Source organism: Streptomyces sp. NPDC007896 (assembly GCF_042959425.1).
Classification (GTDB): Bacteria; Actinomycetota; Actinomycetes; order Streptomycetales; family Streptomycetaceae; genus Streptomyces.
This window is the reverse complement of the sequence record NZ_JBIBKX010000003.1, coordinates 295,349-313,532: the sequence shown is the minus strand read 5'-3', so window position 1 is coordinate 313,532 and position 18,184 is coordinate 295,349. Positions and strand designations below refer to the sequence as shown.

The following is an 18,184-nucleotide window of genomic DNA, read 5'->3' as shown; positions in this document are numbered from 1 at the left end:
GTCCTCCCGGGAGGTCCGTCATGCCCTTCAGGTCAGCCGGCTCCGCCAAGGTGTCGCGGGACGCCGTGCACCATCCGCTGTTCGCCCGCTACTACGCCCGTATCAGCGTGGCGGCCGAGACCAGGATGGGCATCGGCGCGGTACGCGACCGGCTGCTCACCGGTCTCTCGGGGCGGGTCATCGAGATCGGCGCGGGCAACGGACTGAACTTCGCGCACTACCCGAGCGCCGTCTCCGAGGTGGTCGCGATCGAACCCGAGCGGTTGCTGCGGCAGTTGGCCGTGGAGGCCGCGCTGCGCTCCGAGGTACCCGTGGACGTGGTGCCGGGCGCGGCGGAGGCGCTGCCGGTCAAGAGCGAGGCGTTCGACGGGGCGGTGCTCTCGCTGGTGCTGTGCAGTGTGCGCGATGTGCCGCGGGCCCTCGGTGAGGTGCGGCGCGTGCTGCGGCCCGGTGGCACGGTGTGGTTCTTCGAGCACGGCAAGGGCGACGGACGTGTGATGGCGTCCGTCCAGCGCGGACTGGACCGGACGGTGTGGCCGCGGCTGAACGGCGGTTGCCATCTGGCCCGCGACCCGATCGCCGCGCTGCGCGAGGCCGGGTTCGAACTGGGTCCCTACCGGCGGCTGTTCATTCCCGAGAAGGGGCCGCGGCTGCCCACGTCGTACTGCGTGCTGGGCAGCGCGAGGCGCCCGCTGATCCCGGAGTAGTCACAGACTCCACTGCCGCAGCTCCTGGGCGATCTCGTGCACCGTCGCGTCACCGCCCTTGACCAGACGGGCGAGTTCGCGCACCTGCTCGGGCGAGGTGACGACCTTGAGGCCGCTGGCGACGAGATAGGCGTACGCGACGGCCGAGGCGAACATCGCGTTGGAACGTTCGAGCGCCGGGACGTGCAGCAGCAGCTGGAGCAGCGCGGCGGCGCGGGCGTGCGGGCTGTCGTAGACGGGAATGCCGAATATCTCCGCCTCGTGCCGGCTGACGGCGGCGACGAGGGCTCCCCAGTCGGTGACCTGGGGATCTCCGGGCGTCTTCTGTTCGGCGATCATGAGGAGCCAGGCGAGGTCGACTCTGAGACTGCTCAAGGGATCAACGACGACCTTCGCGTGAGCCGTCCCGGAACGTGTCCCGTGCGCCTTCCCGGTCCGTGCCGAACTCCTCGGCGAAGACGTTCGCGTACTGCTTCATGAAGTCGGAGGCCGCGTCGACGAAGGTGTGACCGACCTCCCCGGTGTCCTGTCTGACGAGCTCTTCGATGTAGCGGTTCACGCTCATACCGCGCTCCAGGGCCCGCTCCCGGGCCGCCCGGGCCGTGCCCTCGTCCACCCGCACGTTCAGCTGGGTCTTCGCCATACCTCGAAGCTAGCGCCGAAGTGCTAGCACCCGCAAGGGGCGACTCGCCGGAGCCGGTACCTCGGGGGGATACCGGCTGTGGGCGGGATCACACTACGCTCGGCCGGGACCGGGGAGTCAGGACGTCCAACACGGAGGAGGCGGCCTTGTCCACACCTGCTGCGGAGCACGTCGTCGGACGACGGGAGGCCGAAGGGGTCGCCGCTCGCGCCCGCGGCCTGACGAAGGCGTACGGATCCGGCGAGACCACCGTCCTCGCCCTCGACTCGGTCGACGTGGACATCGCGCGCGGCCGTTTCACCGCGGTCATGGGCCCCTCGGGCTCCGGGAAGTCGACGCTGATGCACTGCCTGGCGGGACTCGACACCGTCTCGGCCGGACAGGTGTGGCTCGGTGACACCGAGATCACGGGACTCAAGGACCGTGAGCTGACCCGGCTGCGCCGGGACCGGATCGGGTTCATGTTCCAGTCCTTCAATCTGATCCCCACGCTGAACGCGGCCGAGAACATCACGCTGCCGATGGACATCGCGGGCCAGAAACCCGACCAGAAGTGGCTGGACCAGGTCATCGACACGCTCGGGCTGCGGGACCGGCTGAAGCACCGGCCCGCGCAGCTGTCCGGCGGGCAGCAGCAGCGCGTCGCCTGCGCGCGGGCGCTGGCCTCCCGCCCCGAGCTGATCTTCGCGGACGAGCCGACCGGCAACCTCGACTCCCGTGCGGGGCTCGAGGTCCTCGGCTTCCTGCGCGAGGCGGTCGACGACCTCGGCCAGAGCGTCGTCATGGTCACGCACGATCCGGGCGCGGCCGCCCACTCCGACGTGGTGCTGTTCCTCGGGGACGGGCGGATCGTGGACGAGATGCGGCGGCCGACGGCGGAGGCGGTGCTGGAGCGTATGCGGCACTTCTCCGGGGGCCGCCCGGCCGCCGGGGGCCCCTCCGACGACGTGGTTCTGGCCGCCGACTCGGACGACGTAGCTCTCGACACCCTCGACAATCTCGACACCTTCGACAAGGACTGAGGCGGCGGCCGTGCTCAAGGCGACTCTGCGGAGCTTCCTCGCCCACAAGGGACGGCTGCTCCTGTCCGCGCTGGCCGTCGTGCTGTCCGTGGCGTTCGTGGCGGGCAGCCTGATCTTCTCGGACACGGTCACCCGTACGTTCGACCGGCTCTTCGCCTCCACCGCGGCCGATGTGACCGTGTCGCCGAAGAACGATCTCAAGTCGCGGGTGTCGACCGGTGCCACGCCGACGCTGCCCGCCTCGCTCGCGGACCGGCTCGCGAAGGTCGACGGCGTGGCGGCCACCCATGTGGACGTGAGCGTCGAGAACCTCACCATCGTCGACCGCGAGAACAAGTCGATCGGACCCACCTCGGGCGCGCCGACCATCGCCACCAACTGGCAGGTCACCAAGCGCAGCCCGGTGAAGCTGACCTCCGGCCACGCCCCGCACGGCGCCGACGAGGCGCTGCTCGACGCGGACACCGCCAAGCGCAAGCACGTGGCGATCGGCGACAGCCTGACGGTGCAGGCACAGCGCACCTTCCCGGTGAAGATCGTCGGCATCGCCACCTTCACCACCACCAACCCCGGTGCCGCGCTGCTGTTCCTCGACACCCCCACCGCACAGACGAACCTGCTCGGCAGCCCGGACGCCGCCACGAGCATCGCGGTGGACGCGGCGCCCGGGGTCGCCGACGCTCCGCTCAAGCAGCGGATCGCGGCGCAGGTCGGCACCAGGACCTACGAGGTGAAGACCGCCGACGAGCAGGCCAAGGACGCCGCCGCGCAGCTCGGCGGATTCCTGGACGTCATCAAGTACGTGATGCTCGGCTTCGCCGGCATCGCCGTACTGGTCGGCGTCTTCCTGATCGTCAACACCTTCTCGATGCTCATCGCCCAACGCACTCGTGAGCTGGGCCTGTTGCGCGCACTCGGCGCCGACCGACGGCAGGTGCGGCGGTCCGTGCTCACCGAGGCACTGCTGCTCGGTCTGGTCGGCTCGACGCTCGGACTCGCCGCGGGGATCGGGCTCGCCCTCGGGCTGATCCGGCTCATGAGCGCGTTCGGGATGAACCTCAAGTCCACCGAGATGGTGATCGGGTGGCCGACCCCCGTCACGTCGTACGTCGTCGGGGTCGGCGTCACCTTCGTGGCGGCGTATCTCCCCGCCCGGCGCGCGGCCGGTGTCTCCCCGATGGCGGCCCTCTCGGACGCCGAGGTCGCCGGGGTGGGACGGCCGCTGCGGACGCGCGCCCTGGTGGGCTCGGTCGTGGGCGTGGCCGGAGCCGCCGCGCTGGCCGGCTGCGCCGCGGCGTCGAAGACCGCGACGTCCGCCTCCCTGCTGGGCCTCGGTGTCGTACTCACCCTCATCGCGACGGTGATCGCGGGTCCGCTCCTCGTGCGACCGGTGATCCGGGTCCTGGGCGGTGCCTTCCCCGCCCTGTTCGGCCCGGTCGGCCGGATGAGCCAGCGCAACGCGCTGCGCAATCCGCGGCGCACGGGCGCCACGGCGGCCGCGCTCATGGTGGGCCTCGCGCTGGTCGGCGGGATGTCCGTGGCGAGCGCGTCCATGAGCAAGTCCTTCGACCATCAGATCGACAAGACGCTGGGCTCCGACTTCGTGATCCAGAACAGCAACTTCGTGCCGTTCACCACGGAGATCACGGACAAGGTGCGCGCCACCCAGGGTGCCGGGCTCGTCGTCCGCCAGCGGTTCACGCCGGTCGCGGTGCGGCTGCCGGACGGCAAGCGGGTCGAGACGACCGCGGCGGGCTACGATCCGCGGCTCGACGACGTCGCCCACGTCACGTACACCCAGGGGGACACGGCGGCGGCGCTCGGCGCCGGGCGCCTGGCGATGGACGCGGAGTTCGCGCGGGAGCACGGCGTGCGCGTCGGCAGCGCGATCCCCGTCGAGTTCCCCGCGGGGCGGAAGACCGACCTGACGGTGGGGGCGCTCACCGACCAGGGCGGCTCCGGGGGTTTCGGGATGGAGGGCGGGCTGTTCTTCGGCTTCGGCACGATCGAGAAGTACGTGCCCGGCGGGCAGGACTCGGCCCTGTACGTGAACGCGGCGCCCGGCACCAGCCCCGACCGGCTGCGCGCGCAACTGGAGCAGACGCTCAAGCCCTATCCACAGGTGCAGGTCCGCGACCAGGCCGACTACAAGAAGCTCGTGCACGACCAGATCGCCGTGCTGCTCTACCTCGTGTACGCGCTGCTCGGACTCGCGATCGTGATCGCGGTGCTCGGCGTGGTCAACACCCTCGCCCTGTCGGTGGTCGAACGCACCCGTGAGATCGGACTGCTGCGCGCCATCGGGCTCGCCCGGCGCCAACTGCGCCGGATGATCAGGCTGGAGTCGGTGGTGATCGCCGTGTTCGGCGCCGCCCTCGGCCTCGCGCTCGGGCTGGTCTGGGGCGTCTGTGTGCAGCGGGTCCTCGCGCTCCAGGGCATGAAGTCGCTCGCCATCCCCTGGACCACCATCGTCGCCGTGGTCGTGGGTTCGGCGGTCGTGGGCATAGTGGCGGCGCTGCTGCCGGCGCTGCGTGCCTCGCGCATGAACGTCCTGGCGGCCATCGCACACGAATGATGTACTCGCGTCGTGTCCGCCCCGTTCACCCCTCGGGCGCAAGTCGCCCGTGAGTGAGGAGAGTTCATGTCGCGGCCCCTACCCTCTTCCGAACCCTCCGGATCCTCCGAACCCTCCGGATCCTCCCGCCCCTTCCGCCCCTTCCGCTTCGGCATCAACCTGCTCGACCCCGCGCCCCTCGACGAGTGGCGCGCCAAGTGCCGGCGGGCCGAGGAACTCGGCTACGACGTGATCCTGGTCCCCGACCACCTGGGCATGCCCGCGCCCTTCCCCTCGCTGGTGGCCGCGGCGGAGGTCACCGAGCGGCCCCGCCTCGGCACCTTCGTGCTCAACGCGGGCTTCTGGAATCCCACGCTGCTGGCCCGCGAGGTCGCCACCACGGACACACTGACGGGCGGCCGCCTCGAACTCGGGCTCGGCACCGGCTACATCCCCGCGGAGCACGACACGGCAGGTCTCCCCTGGGGCTCGCCGCGCGAGCGGGTCGACCATCTCCAGCGCACCGTGGAGGAGTTGGAGCGCCTCCTCGGTTCGCGAGAGCACCGGCCGGGAACGGTACAGCGGCCCCGCGTGCCGCTGCTGATCGGCGCCAACGGCGACCGGATGCTGCGGCTCACCGCCGAGCACGCGGACATCGCGGCGTTCACCGGGGCGCGCACCAGCCCGGGCGGCACGCTGGAGCCGATCACGGCCGCCGAGATGGACGAACGCGTCGCCCTGTACCGGGAGGCGGCCGAGGGACGCAAGGAGCCCGCCGAGCTCAATCTGCTGATCCAGATACTCGCCGTCACCGACGACCGCGGCGCCGCGATCCGGCCCTGGCTGCCCCGTATCCCGAACCTGACCGAGGACGAGGTCTTGGAGCTGCCGATCGTGCTGGTGGGAACGCTGGAGCAGATCGTCGCGCAGGTGCGGGCGCAGCGGGAGCGGTACGGGTTCTCGTATCTGACGGTCCTGGAGCCGAACATGGAGGCGTTCGCCCCCGTCGTCGAGGCGCTGCGGGGCGAGTGACCCTCCGGATCGTGGAATTCGGTGCCGTCCCACGGAACGCGTGATGGGATCGGCGCCATGACCGACTTGCGGATACGGGCTGCGACGCCCGAGGACCTCGGCACCGTGCTGGCCTTCTGGAAGGTGGCGGCCGAGGGCACGAGTATCAGTGACGACCAGGACGGCATAGAGCTACTGGTCGCCCACGATCCGGAGGCGCTGATCCTGGCCGAGGACGACGGCGAGCTGGTGGGCACGGTGATCGCGGGCTTCGACGGCTGGCGCTGCCATCTGTACCGGCTCGCGGTGCATCCCGGGCGGCGCCGCCGCGGGATCGGCTCCGCGCTGCTCGCCGCCGCCGAGGAGCGGTTCGTACGGCTCGGGGGGCGGCGCTCGGACGCGATGGTGCTGCGGCGGAACGAGACCGGGCAGCATGCGTGGCGGGCCGCCGGGTACGAGCTCCAGGAGCAGTGGCGCCGCTGGGCGAAGCCGCTCACCGACTAGCCTCCAGCGCCCAAGAGGGTACTTTGCCGATCCTTTACCATGGGAGGATCACCCGGTCCTCCTATGAAAGAGGATCACCCGGTCCTCCCATGAAAGGTGTGAGCGTCCGCCGATGGGCGAGCCTCCCCGTACCCGACATCGCGCGATCCCCCCGCCCCTGGCCGATCATGGGACGGAGGTGACGCGATGACCGAGGTGCTCCTCCTCCTGGTGGCGGTGCTGCTCTCGCTGGCCTGTGGCGCCTTCGTCGCGGCGGAGTTCTCACTGACCACGGTCGAGCGCAGCGAGCTGGAGCGCGCCGTCGAGCGCGGTGAGCGCGGCGCGGCGGGCGCCCTCAAGGCCGCGCGGAATCTGACGTTCCAGCTGTCCGGCGCCCAGCTCGGCATCACCGTCACCAACCTGGTCGTCGGCATGCTCTCCGAGTCGTCGATCGCCAAGCTCATCGCGGGTCCGCTGGAGTCGCTCGGTGTCTCGCCCTCCGCGTCCCGCTCGGTGGCGCTGGTCATCGGTACGGCCCTGTCGACGGTCTTCCTGATGGTCGTCGGCGAGCTGGTCCCCAAGAACTGGGCGATCTCCTCACCGCTCGCCGTGGCCAAGCGGGTGGCGACGCCGCAGCGTTGGTTCAGCGCCGCGTTCCGCCCGTTCATCACGCATCTCAACAACACGGCCAACCGTGTCGTACGTGTCTTCGGCCTCGAACCGGCCGAGGAGCTGGCCTCCGCGCGCGGACCCCAGGAACTGGTCGCCCTGGCCCGGCACTCCGCCAAGGAGGGCGCCCTGGAGGCGGACACCGCCGAGCTGTTCGTGCGCACCCTGAACCTCGCCGACCTGACCGCGGAGAACGTGATGACCCCGCGTGTCCAGGTCATCGCGCTCGACGTCCAGGCGACCTGCGAGGACGTGGCGAACGCGACACGGGCGACGGGTCTGTCCCGCTTCCCCGTCTACCGCGGCAACCTCGACTCGGTCGTGGGCGTGGCACACATCAAGGACGTGGTGGCGGTACCCGCCGAGCCGCGGCCTCGCACCCCCGTCTCCCGGATCATGCGCGAACCCCTGTTCGTACCGGAGTCACTCACCGTCGACCGGCTGCTCGACCGGCTGTCCGGCGGACGCACCATGGCCGTCGTCATCGACGAGTACGGCGGCACGGCGGGCGTCGCCACCCTGGAGGACATCGTCGAGGAGGTCGTCGGCGAGGTCCGCGACGAGCACGACCCGCACGAGACGCCCGACCTGGCCCCGGCCGGCACGGACGAGGAGGGGAGGGCGCTTTACTCGGCCGACGGGTCCGCCCGCACCGACCAGCTGGCCCGCGTCGGGCTGCGGGTGCCCGAGGGGCCCTACGAGACCCTGGCCGGGTTCCTCGCGACCGGGCTCGGCCGCATACCCGCCGTCGGGGACGCCGTCGAGGTCGCCGGGTGGCGGCTCGACGTGGTGGACGCCTCCGGGCGGCGGGCCGCGCGGGTGCTGCTGCACGCGCCGCGCGACGGGGAGCAGCGCCACGACGAGGAGAGGGGGCCGCGATGACCGTCGTACAACTGCTGATCGGGCTGGCGACGCTGGTCGTGAACGCCTTCTTCGTGGGCGGCGAGTTCGCGCTGATCTCGGTGCGCCGCAGCCAGATCGAACCGCATGCCGAGGAGGGCGACCGGCGGGCACGCAGCGTCCTGTGGGGCCTGGAACACGTGTCCGCGCTGCTGGCGGCCGCGCAACTGGGCATCACCCTGTGCACGCTGGTCCTCGGCATCGTGGCCGAGCCCGCGATCGCGCACCTGCTGGAACCGGCGTTCCACGCGATGGGCGTCTCGCAGAGCGCGGGCCACGCGATCTCGTTCGTGATCGCGCTCGCCCTGGCGACCTATCTGCACATGCTGCTCGGCGAAATGGTGCCGAAGAACATCGCGCTCGCGGAGCCGGTGCGCACCGCGCTGCTGCTCGGACCGCCGCTGGTGGCGCTCTCCCGGGCGCTGCGCCCGGTGATCTTCACGGTCAACGCCTTCGCGAACGGCCTGCTGAAGCTGCTGCGGGTCGAGACGAAGGACGAGGTCGTCGCCACCTTCTCCGACGACGAGCTGGCCAGGCTGGTCAAGGACTCCGGCGAGGCGGGGCTCATCGACGACCGCGCTCTGGAGCGGCTGCACGACGCGCTGGAGCTCGGCCGCCGGCCCGTACGGGACGTGGTGCTGCCGCTGGAACGTGTCGTCTACGCGCGTGTGGGCGTCACTCCGGAGGAGCTGGAGCGGCTGTCCGCCGAGTCCGGCTTCTCGCGCTTCCCGGTCGTGGACGAGGGGCGCCGCATCGTGGGCTATCTGCACGTCAAGGACGCGCTGGACGCGATGCCGCGCGAGGTGCCGTTCCGGGTGGAGGACATGCGGCCGATCGCGCGGGTACGAGAGAGCACCCCGCTGGACGACGTGCTCACGGCGATGCGCCGCAGTCGTACGCACCTCGCGGGAGTCATGGGCAGCGACGGACGGATGACGGGGCTGGTCACGATGGAGGACGTGCTGAGGGAGCTGTTCGGGCAGACGGTGTGAGCGCGGCCGGGCCGTCCCGGCCGTCCCCGGTGGCGACCCGACCGACCGGCGAGTATGCGTGCGGGTTAGCATCTTGTCCGCCATGCAGACGAATGCCACCCACACCAGTCTTGTCGCGGTCGGCGACTCTTTCACCGAGGGCATGTCGGACCGGTTGCCCGACGGCTCCTACCGCGGCTGGGCCGATCTCCTCGCCGGCCGGATGGCCGCGCGGACGCCCGGTTTCCGGTACGCCAACCTCGCGGTGCGCGGCAAGCTGATCGGGCAGATCGTCGAGGAGCAGGTGGACGCGGCGGTCGCGATGCGGCCCGACGTGATCACCCTCGTCGGCGGACTCAACGACACACTGCGCCCCAAGGTCGACATGGGACGTGTCCGCGCCCTCCTGGAGGAGGCCGTGGAGCGGCTCGCCCCCGCCTGCGAGCGGCTCGTCCTGATGCGCAGCCCGGGCCGCAACGGTCCGGTGCTCGAACGCTTCCGGCCGCGTATGGAGGAGCTCTTCTCCGTCGTCGACGAGCTCGCGGACCGGCACGGCGCACTGGTGGTCGACCTCTACGGGGCGCCCTCGCTCGCCGACCCCCGGATGTGGGACGTGGACCGGCTGCACCTGACGGCCGAGGGGCACCGCCGGGTCGCGGAGGCCGTCTGGCAGACGCTCGGGTACGAGCCCGAGGACAAGGAGTGGCGTACGCCGATGCCGCCGACGGCGCCGCCCGGCTGGGCCGCCCGCCGCGCCGCCGACGCCAGCTTCGCCAGGCAGCACCTGCTGCCGTGGATAGGACGACGGCTGACGGGACGCTCATCGGGTGACGGACGCCCGGCCAAGCGGCCGGAGCTGCTGCCGTACGAGGGGTCCGTGCGGTAGACACCGGTGGGTAGGCGGACGGCCGAAGGGAATCCCATGCCCACCACCGTGATCAACCTCAAGGGTCATATCCACGAGTTCGGTCCCCGGCTCGAACACGCTCCCGCGGACCTCGTCTACATCGGCCGCCGCTGGACCATGGGCCACTGGGACCTCCCGCAGCACCCGCTCTACAACCCCTTCGCCTACGACACCCCCACGAAGAAGCGCGACGGAACCCGCGCCGAGATCATGGAGAAGTACCGGGCGTACCTCCTCGAACGCCCCGACCTCCTCGACCAGGTGCCCGCCCTGCGCGGCAAGACGCTGGCCTGCTGGTGCGCACCCGAGCTGTGCCACGGCGACATCCTGGCGGAGCTGGCCGACGCCTCGTAGCGCCGCCGACTCCCCCGACCGGCCCCGGCCGAGCGGGGGCATCACCCCCACGGGTTCCCCCGGTGGCGTGAGCGCACCGGTGCCTGCTTGCTGGACCGAAGGGAACGGGGGCTTCGGGAAGAGAGCGAGCGCCGATGAAGCCGAAGGAGGAACGGCTGCGGACACCGCGCGCCGCCGGGTTGGCGGGGACGGTGTTCGCCCTCCTGCTGGGGGCGGCGATCGTGCTGGTACGGATCGCGATCCCGGCGGGGAACGCCGCCGACGCGACCGTCGCGCCGAACGAGCGGTGGGCGGTGCGTACGGCTTTGGAGATCGTCCCGTTCGCGGGGATCTTCTTCCTGTGGTTCATGGGGGCCGTGCGCGCACGGGTCGGCGATGCCGAGGACAGATTCATCGCCACCGTCTTCATGGGCAGCGGACTGGTCTTCGTGGCCACCATGTTCGGGGCCGGCGCCGCGGCGGGCAGTGTGCTGAGCCAACCCTCCGGCTTCGGCCGCGACTTCGCCTACACGCTGATGACGACGTACGCGCTGCGCATGGCCGCCGTGTTCGTCTTCACGACCTCGACCATCGGTCACCGTCTGGGCGTCCTCCCCCGTCCGCTCGCCGTCCTCGGCTATCTCGCGGGGCTCGTCCTGCTCATGGCGGGATCCTCTCTGCCCTGGTCGGAGCTGGTCTTCCCGGCCTGGGCGCTGGTCGTCAGCCTCCACATCCTCCGTGTCGGCCTGCGCACCCCGGCGAGCGGCTGAGCACCCTCTCGCGCATGCTGTGGAGGAGGGGGACGAGAACGGGCCACGGAAAGGCTGATCCTCGGTGAGGCTTGTCGTCGATCTCAACCGCTGCCAGGGATACGCGCAGTGCGCGTTCCTGGCCCCCGATGTTTTCGCCATGCACGGGGACGAGTCCCTGCTCTACAACCCCGAGGCCGAGGAGGACCGGCGCGAGGACATGGCGCGAGCCGTGGCCGCGTGCCCCGTCCAGGCCATCATGGTGGAAGCGAACTCCCTGGACGGGAACCCCGGAACCGACCGGGAGGCCGTCCGGTGAGCGCCGACGGATCGCTGGACCGGCTCAGGCGTGAAGGCCGCATCGTGGTCGTCGGCGCCTCACTGGCGGGGCTTCGGGCCGCGGAGACCTTGCGTGAGGAGGGGTTCGCCGGTTCCCTCACGATGATCGGGGACGAGCCCTACGAGCCTTACGACCGACCGCCGTTGTCCAAGCAGGTCCTGCTGGGCAGGGCGACGGCGGACCGCACCGGCCTTCCCCGGCACCGCGCCATCGACGCGCAGTGGCGCCTCGGGGTTCCGGCCACCGGCCTCGACATGGCGGCCCGGCGGGTGCGGCTGGCCGACGGCGACGAGGTGGAGTACGACCGGCTGCTCATCGCCACCGGTGTACGGGCCAGACCCTGGCCCCAGGAGGACGAGGCGGAGCTCGACGGGGTGTTCGTGCTGCGGACCCGCGACGACGCCGACGCGCTGGAGCGCTCGCTCGCGCAGGGCCCCCGCCGCGTGCTCGTCATCGGGGCCGGGTTCACCGGCTCCGAGATCGCCTCCGCCTGCCGGGAACGCGGGATCGCGGTCACCGTGGCCGAGCGGGCCGACGCGCCGCTGGTCGGAGCGCTCGGCGGAGTCGTCGGCGAGGTCGCGGCCGAACTGCACCGCAAACACGGCGTCGACCTGCGCTGCGGCGTCATGGTGACCCGCCTGGAGGGCGATTCCGCGGGACACGTCCGCGCCGCGCACTTCTCCGACGGGAACACCATCCAGGCCGACGTGGTGGTCGTCTCCCTCGGCGCCCAGCGCAACACCGAATGGCTCGCCGGGTCCGGACTCGGCGCGGGTCCCCGCGGGATCGCGTGTGACGCCGGGTGCCGCGCCTTCGACATCCGGGGCATCGTCACCGACGACATCTATGTGGCCGGCGACGTCGCACGATCCCCGCACCCGCTGTTCGGATACCAGTTCCTGTCCCTGGAGCACTGGGGCAACGCCGTCGCCCAGGCCGAGACCGCCGCGCACAACATGCTGAGCGACAGCGCGGACCGCCGCCCCCACATCTGGGTGCCCGCCTTCTGGTCCTCCCAGTTCGGCGTGAACATCAAGTCCGTCGGGGTGCCGTCGATGGGGACGGAGATCCTCATCGCCCAGGGTTCCCGCAGCGAGCACCGGTTCACCGGCGTCTACGGGTACCAGGGGCGCGTCATCGGCGCCGTCACCTTCGACCAGACGAGATGGCTGCAGTTCTACCAGCAGCTCATCGAGACCACGGCGCCCTTCCCACCGGCCTTCCCCACGGTGGACCGCCGCCCCGAGGGGCAGCAGCCGATGCCCGCCGACTTCCCCGACCCGTCCGTGCCCACCCACGGCCCGACCGTCACCCTCAGCGGATACGCGCCGGACGACCGACGGCTGACGTTCACCCCCGCTCGGCACTGATCCGACGTTCCCTAGGACGCACCCATGACCGAAGCCATCCTGCGGCAGATCATCGACTACGCCCACCGCGCCGATCCGTATCCGCTGTACGCGGAGTTGCGCAAGACGCCGGTGTACCACGACGCGGACGGACCGTACGTCGTCAGCGGGTACTACGACATCCAGAGCCTGCTCCACGATCCGCGCATCAGCTCCGACGCCCGCAATCTGAAGACGCCGGCGACCGCGAACCCGCTGGCCGCCGAAGGGGACGAGGAGACGGCCCTTCCGCCGAGCTTTCTGCGGCTCGACCCGCCGGAGCACGACCGGCTGCGGCGCATGACGAACCGGCCGTTCGGGCCGCCGCACACCCCACGGCGTGTCCACGAGATGCACGGCGAGCTGAAGGACATCGTCTCCGGGCTCATCGACGGCATCGACAGCCCGGACCGGATCGATCTGGTCGACCAGTTCTCCTATCCCTTCCCCGTGACCGTGATCTGCCGGCTGCTGGGAGTGCCGCGCGAGGACGAGGCGCGCTTCCACTCCTGGGCGGACATCATCGCCGCCAGCCTGGACCCCGACCCGGGCGCCGACGCCGACGAGCGCGCCAAGGTCTCCCACAACGCCCGCACCGAGCTGGGCATGTATCTGGCCGGTCTCATCGAGGAACGCCGCAAGAAGCCCGGTGACGACATGCTGTCCCAGCTGTCCACGGCGGGAGGGCCGGACGGTGTCATGACGACGATGGAGGTCCTGAGCACCGCGGCGCTCCTGCTGATCGCCGGCCACGAGACGACGGTCAACCTCATCACCAACGGCATGCTGACCCTGCTGCGCAACCCCGACGTGCTCGAGCGGCTGCGCAAGGACCCGGACCTCGCCGTCCCCATCGTCGAGGAGCTGCTGCGGTTCGAGCCGCCGGTGCAGCTGGTGCCGCAGCGCACCACCATCGCCGACATCGAGGTCCGCGGGGTCACCATCCCCAAGGGCGCCTCGCTGTGGCTGGTGCTGGCGGCGGGGAACCGTGACCCCGACCGCTTCGAGGATCCGGACCGGTTCAACCCGGACCGCGGGGACATCCAGCACCTCGGCTTCGGCAGCGGCATCCACAGCTGCTTCGGCGCCCCGCTCGCCCGCCTGGAGGCACAGCTCGCGCTGAGCGAACTGGCCCGCAGACTGGAGAACCCCCGGCTGCTGGAGGACCCGCCGCCCTACCGGCAGAACGCGGTCCTGCGCGGCCCGCGCCATCTGCCGATCGCCTGCGACGGCATCCGCCCTTAGGCACACCTGACCAGGGCCACCGCCGCTGACCTGGGCTCCGGAGCGTACGGACGTTCCGGAGCCCCTCCGGACGGCGGGTAAACTCCGTCCACGTGACTGCCGCGCCTGCAAAGCCCCGTATCCCCAACGTCCTCGCCGGACGCTACGCCTCCGCCGAGCTCGCCACGCTCTGGTCCCCCGAGCAGAAGGTGAAGCTGGAGCGTCAGCTCTGGCTCGCCGTGCTGCGGGCGCAGAAGGACCTCGGCATCGAGGTCCCGGACGCCGCGATCGCCGACTACGAGCGCGTCCTCGACCGGGTCGACCTGGCCTCGATCGCCGAGCGCGAGAAGGTCACGCGGCACGACGTGAAGGCGCGGATCGAGGAGTTCAACGACCTCGCCGGGCATGAGCACGTGCACAAGGGCATGACGTCCCGGGACCTCACCGAGAACGTCGAGCAACTGCAGATCCGGCTCTCGCTCGAGCTGATGCGCGACCGCACGGTGGCCGTCCTGGCGCGGCTCGGCAAGCTGGCGGGCGAGTACGCCGAGCTGGTCATGGCCGGCCGCTCGCACAACGTGGCCGCCCAGGCAACCACTCTCGGCAAGCGCTTCGCGACCGCGGCGGACGAGCTGCTCGTCGCGTACGGCCGCGTCGAGGAGTTGCTCGGCCGCTACCCGCTGCGCGGCATCAAGGGCCCGGTCGGCACCGCGCAGGACATGCTCGACCTGCTGGGCGGGGACGCGGCGAAGCTCGCCGAGCTGGAGCAGCGGATCGCCGGGCACCTCGGCTTCGCGCAGGCCTTCACCTCCGTCGGCCAGGTCTACCCGCGCTCGCTGGACTACGAGGTCGTGACCGCGCTGGTGCAGCTGGCGGCCGCGCCGTCCTCGACGGCCAAGACGATCCGGCTGATGGCCGGGCACGAGCTGGTGACCGAGGGCTTCAAGCCGGGCCAGGTCGGCTCCTCGGCGATGCCGCACAAGATGAACACCCGCTCCTGCGAGCGTGTCAACGGCCTCATGGTCATCCTGCGCGGCTACGCCTCGATGACCGGCGAGCTGGCGGGCGACCAGTGGAACGAGGGCGACGTGTCCTGCTCGGTGGTCCGCCGGGTCGCGCTGCCCGACGCGTTCTTCGCGCTGGACGGTCTGCTGGAGACCTTCCTCACCGTCCTCGACGAGTTCGGCGCCTTCCCGGCCGTCGTCGCGCGCGAGCTGGACCGCTACCTGCCGTTCCTCGCGACGACCAAGGTCCTGATGGGCGCGGTGCGCGCGGGCGTCGGCCGTGAGGTCGCGCACGAGGCGATCAAGGAGAACGCCGTCGCCTCCGCGCTCGCCATGCGCGAACAGGGCACCGAGCGCAACGAGCTCCTCGACAAGCTCGCCGCCGACGAGCGCATTCCGCTCGACCGCGCGCAGCTGGATGAGCTGATGGCCGACAAGCTGTCGTTCACCGGTGCCGCGGCCGACCAGGTCGCCGCCGTCGTCGGCCGCATCGAGGAGATCGTGAAGCAGCACCCGGAGGCCGCGGGCTACACGCCGGGGGCGATCCTCTGACGCGGCTCACTCCCGCGGACCTTGAGGCCGCCCGCGACCGGCTGGTGCCGGATGTCGTCGGGGACGGCCTCAAGGTGCTTTTCTGCGGCATCAATCCAGGGTTGATGACCGCCGCCACGGGCCATCACTTCGCCCGTCCCGGCAACCGGTTCTGGCCCGTGCTGCATCTGTCGGGGTTCACGCCCCGGCTGATGAAGCCGTCGGAGCAGGGCGAGTTGCCGTCGCACGGGCTCGGCATCACGAACGTGGTGGCGCGCGCGACCGCCCGGGCCGACGAGCTGTCCGCGGAGGAGTACCGCGAGGGCGGACGGCTGCTGAGCGCCAAGGTGGAGCGACTGCGGCCGGGGTGGCTGGCGGTGGTGGGGGTGACCGCCTACAGGGCGGCCTTCGAAGACCGGAAGGCCGTGATCGGCCCGCAGGAGCGGACGATCGGGGACACCCGGGTCTGGGTGCTGCCCAACCCGAGTGGGCTCAACGCGCACTGGACGGCGGAGACGATGGCGAAGGAGTTCGGACGGTTGCGGGTGGCCGCGGCCGAGGGGTAGCGGATCAGGTCACGGCGGGTCGATCTCGGTGATCACGGCCAGGAGCTGGAACGGCCACTCCTTGTCCCACTGCGAGACACCGAGGGCGACCCAGCGGTCGTGCCCGGTCGCCTTCCAGAGGTGCACATCGGGCACATGCCCGCTCACGATGCCCCAGGGTTCGGGTATGTCCTCCCCGTCCATCGTCCGGTCGAGCACGCTCGAAAGGCTGAAGACCTGCGGAGGCCCCCAGCGGTGGGTGAGCAGCACCGAAAGACCGTCCCGGTCGGCCTCGTACTGCTCCGCCGTCTCCTCCCGTGCCGTGCCGTCGTCCTCCCAGAATTCCTCGCTCGTCGCTAACTCGGCGATGTGGTAGCCGGGTCCCGCGTCGCCGACGTCCGAACGGCCGTGCTCACGGGGGAAGTCCTCGGAGCACAGTCGCAGGATGGTGGCGAGGTGCTGCGCGCTGGTCATGAGGTCCAGTAAAGCGGCTGCCACTGACAATTGCCGTGCCGTCAGGCGTCCCTGCGCCGCAGGCACCACGCACCCGCCGCGAGGGCCGCCGCCGTCCAGGCCGCGGTCACCGTGAGCCCGGTCCAGGGGCCGAGTGCGCCGTTCCACGTCTCGTGGAGCACCACTTGGCCCGCCCGGTCCGGCAGGAAGTCGGCCACACCGCCCGACATTCCGCCGATCACGAAGGAGACGATCAGGAGGAACGGGACCAGGATGCCCAGCGTGGCGACCGCACTGCGCAGTACGGCCGTGAGCCCGGCGGCGAACAGGGCCATCAGCGCAAGGTAGAGGCCGCAGCCCACGGCCCCGCGTACCCCTTCGCCCCACGTCAGCCCGCTCGCCCTGGATCCGAGGACCGCCTTGCCCACGACCAGGCTCACGAGCCCGGTCACCAGGCCGACGGCCAGCGCGGGAACCCCGATCGCCACCGCCTTGGCCGTGAACCACCGTCCCCGCCGGGGCACCGCGGCCAGCGACACCCGCAGCGCGCCGCCCCGGAACTCAGCCGCGACGGCCTGCGCGCCGAAGGTGATCGCCGCGATCTGCCCGAAGCTCACGCCGAAGAACACCGAGAACAGCGGGTCGAAGTCCTGGCCCCGGAAGTCGTCGAGACCGGCGAGCGCGGAGAACGCCGCCGTCGCGAGGAGCACGGCGAGCAGTCCCGCGACGAGGGACCGCAGCGTACGGATTTTGATCCACTCCGCGTGGAGTACGGGTGCGAAGGTCATGACCGGGCCTCCTGGGGCCTCGTAGGCGACGGTACGGCGGTGAACTCGGCTTCGGTGGCCGTCAGATCCAGGTACGCCTGCTCCAACGTGCCCTCCTCCGCCACGAGTTCGAGGATCGGCAGTCCCGCGCCCGCGGCGAGGAGCCCGATGTCCTCCACACGTGCGTGCGGGACGGTCCACCGTCCGTCCGCACCCTCGACGGCCTCGTGACCGTGGCGCGCGAGCAGCGCGCCGAGGGCGGCGCCGTCCGTGGTGCGCACCCGTACCCGGGGCCGCACACGCGCGTGGATGAACTCCCGCAGGGGTGTGTCGGCGAGGAGTCTGCCCCGGCCGAGGACGACGAGGTGGTCGGCGAAGGACGCGGTCTCGTTCATGAGATGGCTGGAGACGAACACCGTGCGGCCTTCGCGGGCCAGTCGGCGCAGCACCTCGCGGATCCAGACGATCCCTTCGGGGTCGAGCCCGTTCGAGGGCTCGTCGAGCAGCACCACGGGCGGGTCACCGAGGAGTGCGGCCGCGATGCCCAGGCGCTGTCGCATGCCCAGGGAGTACGTGTTCACCCTGCGCCGCGCCACGGACGCGAGCCCCGCCTCCTCCAGCACGGCGTCCACCCGGCGTTCGGGGATGCGGTTGCTCACGGCGAGCGCCCGCAGATGGTCGCGCGCGGTGCGCGATCCGTGCGCGGCCCCTGCGTCGAGCAGTGCCCCGACCTGGCTCAGGGGTTCGTCGAACGTGGCGTAGGACCGCCCGCCGACGGTGGCGGTGCCGGACGTGGGCCGGTCCAGGCCCAGGACGAGCCGCATGGTGGTGGACTTTCCGGCGCCGTTGGGTCCGAGGAAGCCGGTGACGCGGCCGGGAAGCACGCTGAAGGTGAGGTCGTCCACGGCGCGCCGACTGCCGTACTCCTTGGTCAGGTTCTGGACGTCGATGCTGTTCATGGCCCCAGCCTGGCGGCCCTTGCG

20 protein-coding genes are annotated in these 18,184 nt (G+C 71.2%); 15 read left to right on the top strand and 5 right to left on the bottom strand.

Going from position 1 to position 18,184, the window contains the following annotated elements; all coding sequences use genetic code 11:
- The first annotated feature begins 20 nt into the window (after positions 1 to 20).
- Positions 21 to 707, top strand: coding sequence for a class I SAM-dependent methyltransferase (locus ACFZDJ_RS12635; protein ID WP_384907627.1), 687 nt, complete (start codon positions 21 to 23; stop codon positions 705 to 707).
- Here ACFZDJ_RS12635 and ACFZDJ_RS12630 read toward each other — a convergent pair whose 3' ends face one another.
- Both ACFZDJ_RS12630 and ACFZDJ_RS12625 read right to left on the bottom strand, forming a co-directional pair.
- A complete protein-coding gene (locus ACFZDJ_RS12630; RefSeq protein WP_054228993.1) occupies positions 708 to 1,082 on the bottom strand; it encodes a hypothetical protein in 375 nt (124 codons plus the stop codon).
- Between the two features lie 4 nt (positions 1,083 to 1,086).
- Entirely contained in the window at positions 1,087 to 1,350 is a 264-nt protein-coding gene (locus tag ACFZDJ_RS12625) for a toxin-antitoxin system HicB family antitoxin (protein WP_101407860.1), read from the bottom strand.
- 146 nt (positions 1,351 to 1,496) lie between these two features.
- Between ACFZDJ_RS12625 and ACFZDJ_RS12620 the strand changes: the two genes are divergently transcribed.
- From ACFZDJ_RS12620 to mug, 14 genes are all read left to right on the top strand, one after another.
- On the top strand, positions 1,497 to 2,372 hold the full coding sequence (locus ACFZDJ_RS12620) for an ATP-binding cassette domain-containing protein (RefSeq protein WP_390937268.1): 876 nt from the start codon (positions 1,497 to 1,499) through the stop codon (positions 2,370 to 2,372).
- Positions 2,373 to 2,382: 10 nt separating this feature from the next.
- Entirely contained in the window at positions 2,383 to 4,947 is a 2,565-nt protein-coding gene (locus tag ACFZDJ_RS12615) for an FtsX-like permease family protein (protein ID WP_391058320.1), read from the top strand.
- Between the two features lie 66 nt (positions 4,948 to 5,013).
- Positions 5,014 to 5,958, top strand: coding sequence for a TIGR03621 family F420-dependent LLM class oxidoreductase (locus tag ACFZDJ_RS12610; protein WP_390937264.1), 945 nt, complete (start codon positions 5,014 to 5,016; stop codon positions 5,956 to 5,958).
- A gap of 57 nt (positions 5,959 to 6,015) precedes the next feature.
- Positions 6,016 to 6,441, top strand: a complete 426-nt coding sequence (locus tag ACFZDJ_RS12605) for a GNAT family N-acetyltransferase (protein WP_391058317.1) — start codon at positions 6,016 to 6,018, stop codon at positions 6,439 to 6,441.
- Between the two features lie 186 nt (positions 6,442 to 6,627).
- Entirely contained in the window at positions 6,628 to 7,971 is a 1,344-nt protein-coding gene (locus ACFZDJ_RS12600) for a CNNM domain-containing protein (RefSeq protein WP_391058314.1), read from the top strand.
- Positions 7,968 to 8,981, top strand: a complete 1,014-nt coding sequence (locus ACFZDJ_RS12595) for a hemolysin family protein (protein ID WP_168506724.1) — start codon at positions 7,968 to 7,970, stop codon at positions 8,979 to 8,981. Before ACFZDJ_RS12600 ends, ACFZDJ_RS12595 begins: the two co-directional genes overlap by 4 nt.
- Positions 8,982 to 9,063: 82 nt before the next feature.
- Complete coding sequence (locus tag ACFZDJ_RS12590; RefSeq protein WP_391058310.1) at positions 9,064 to 9,846, top strand: GDSL-type esterase/lipase family protein; 783 nt, start codon at positions 9,064 to 9,066, stop codon at positions 9,844 to 9,846.
- Positions 9,847 to 9,882: 36 nt separating this feature from the next.
- Complete coding sequence (locus ACFZDJ_RS12585; protein WP_054229004.1) at positions 9,883 to 10,221, top strand: DUF4326 domain-containing protein; 339 nt, start codon at positions 9,883 to 9,885, stop codon at positions 10,219 to 10,221.
- 134 nt (positions 10,222 to 10,355) lie between these two features.
- Positions 10,356 to 10,970, top strand: coding sequence for a hypothetical protein (locus ACFZDJ_RS12580; protein WP_391058307.1), 615 nt, complete (start codon positions 10,356 to 10,358; stop codon positions 10,968 to 10,970).
- Between the two features lie 64 nt (positions 10,971 to 11,034).
- On the top strand, positions 11,035 to 11,268 hold the full coding sequence (locus ACFZDJ_RS12575) for a ferredoxin (protein ID WP_385371026.1): 234 nt from the start codon (positions 11,035 to 11,037) through the stop codon (positions 11,266 to 11,268).
- The gene (locus ACFZDJ_RS12570) at positions 11,265 to 12,659 is read left to right on the top strand and encodes an NAD(P)/FAD-dependent oxidoreductase (protein WP_168506744.1); all 1,395 of its coding nucleotides are present in this window, start codon (positions 11,265 to 11,267) and stop codon (positions 12,657 to 12,659) included. The genes ACFZDJ_RS12575 and ACFZDJ_RS12570 overlap by 4 nt, the downstream gene beginning before the upstream one ends.
- A 24-nt stretch (positions 12,660 to 12,683) precedes the next feature.
- Positions 12,684 to 13,922, top strand: coding sequence for a cytochrome P450 (locus ACFZDJ_RS12565; RefSeq protein ID WP_390937236.1), 1,239 nt, complete (start codon positions 12,684 to 12,686; stop codon positions 13,920 to 13,922).
- A 92-nt stretch (positions 13,923 to 14,014) separates the two neighbouring features.
- A complete protein-coding gene (gene purB, locus ACFZDJ_RS12560) occupies positions 14,015 to 15,457 on the top strand; it encodes an adenylosuccinate lyase (protein WP_391058304.1) in 1,443 nt (480 codons plus the stop codon).
- Positions 15,454 to 16,002, top strand: coding sequence for a G/U mismatch-specific DNA glycosylase (mug, locus tag ACFZDJ_RS12555; protein ID WP_391059132.1), 549 nt, complete (start codon positions 15,454 to 15,456; stop codon positions 16,000 to 16,002). The genes purB and mug overlap by 4 nt, the downstream gene beginning before the upstream one ends.
- 9 nt (positions 16,003 to 16,011) lie before the next feature.
- Here the strand turns inward: mug and ACFZDJ_RS12550 are convergent, their stop codons facing one another.
- From ACFZDJ_RS12550 to ACFZDJ_RS12540, 3 genes are read right to left on the bottom strand one after another with little or no spacing between them, the layout of a single operon-like run.
- Positions 16,012 to 16,455, bottom strand: coding sequence for a hypothetical protein (locus ACFZDJ_RS12550; protein ID WP_101407877.1), 444 nt, complete (start codon positions 16,453 to 16,455; stop codon positions 16,012 to 16,014).
- A gap of 41 nt (positions 16,456 to 16,496) precedes the next feature.
- On the bottom strand, positions 16,497 to 17,222 hold the full coding sequence (locus tag ACFZDJ_RS12545) for an ABC transporter permease (protein ID WP_391058302.1): 726 nt from the start codon (positions 17,220 to 17,222) through the stop codon (positions 16,497 to 16,499).
- On the bottom strand, positions 17,219 to 18,160 hold the full coding sequence (locus ACFZDJ_RS12540; RefSeq protein ID WP_391058299.1) for an ATP-binding cassette domain-containing protein: 942 nt from the start codon (positions 18,158 to 18,160) through the stop codon (positions 17,219 to 17,221). Before ACFZDJ_RS12540 ends, ACFZDJ_RS12545 begins: the two co-directional genes overlap by 4 nt.
- Positions 18,161 to 18,184 lie beyond the last annotated feature (24 nt).

Excerpts from the sequence above, each read along its gene's own strand:
- ACFZDJ_RS12590 (WP_391058310.1), top strand. The coding sequence starts at position 9,064 with ATGCAGACGAATGCCACCCACACCAGTCTTGTCGCGGTCGGCGACTCT.
- ACFZDJ_RS12540 (WP_391058299.1), bottom strand. The coding sequence starts at position 18,160 with ATGAACAGCATCGACGTCCAGAACCTGACCAAGGAGTACGGCAGTCGG.
- ACFZDJ_RS12625 (WP_101407860.1), bottom strand. The coding sequence starts at position 1,350 with ATGGCGAAGACCCAGCTGAACGTGCGGGTGGACGAGGGCACGGCCCGG.
- ACFZDJ_RS12610 (WP_390937264.1), top strand. The coding sequence starts at position 5,014 with ATGTCGCGGCCCCTACCCTCTTCCGAACCCTCCGGATCCTCCGAACCC.
- ACFZDJ_RS12550 (WP_101407877.1), bottom strand. The coding sequence starts at position 16,455 with ATGACCAGCGCGCAGCACCTCGCCACCATCCTGCGACTGTGCTCCGAG.
- ACFZDJ_RS12595 (WP_168506724.1), top strand. The coding sequence starts at position 7,968 with ATGACCGTCGTACAACTGCTGATCGGGCTGGCGACGCTGGTCGTGAAC.
- ACFZDJ_RS12605 (WP_391058317.1), top strand. The coding sequence starts at position 6,016 with ATGACCGACTTGCGGATACGGGCTGCGACGCCCGAGGACCTCGGCACC.
- ACFZDJ_RS12585 (WP_054229004.1), top strand. The coding sequence starts at position 9,883 with ATGCCCACCACCGTGATCAACCTCAAGGGTCATATCCACGAGTTCGGT.
- ACFZDJ_RS12545 (WP_391058302.1), bottom strand. The coding sequence starts at position 17,222 with ATGACCTTCGCACCCGTACTCCACGCGGAGTGGATCAAAATCCGTACG.
- ACFZDJ_RS12635 (WP_384907627.1), top strand. The coding sequence starts at position 21 with ATGCCCTTCAGGTCAGCCGGCTCCGCCAAGGTGTCGCGGGACGCCGTG.
- ACFZDJ_RS12565 (WP_390937236.1), top strand. The coding sequence starts at position 12,684 with ATGACCGAAGCCATCCTGCGGCAGATCATCGACTACGCCCACCGCGCC.
- ACFZDJ_RS12580 (WP_391058307.1), top strand. The coding sequence starts at position 10,356 with ATGAAGCCGAAGGAGGAACGGCTGCGGACACCGCGCGCCGCCGGGTTG.
- ACFZDJ_RS12600 (WP_391058314.1), top strand. The coding sequence starts at position 6,628 with ATGACCGAGGTGCTCCTCCTCCTGGTGGCGGTGCTGCTCTCGCTGGCC.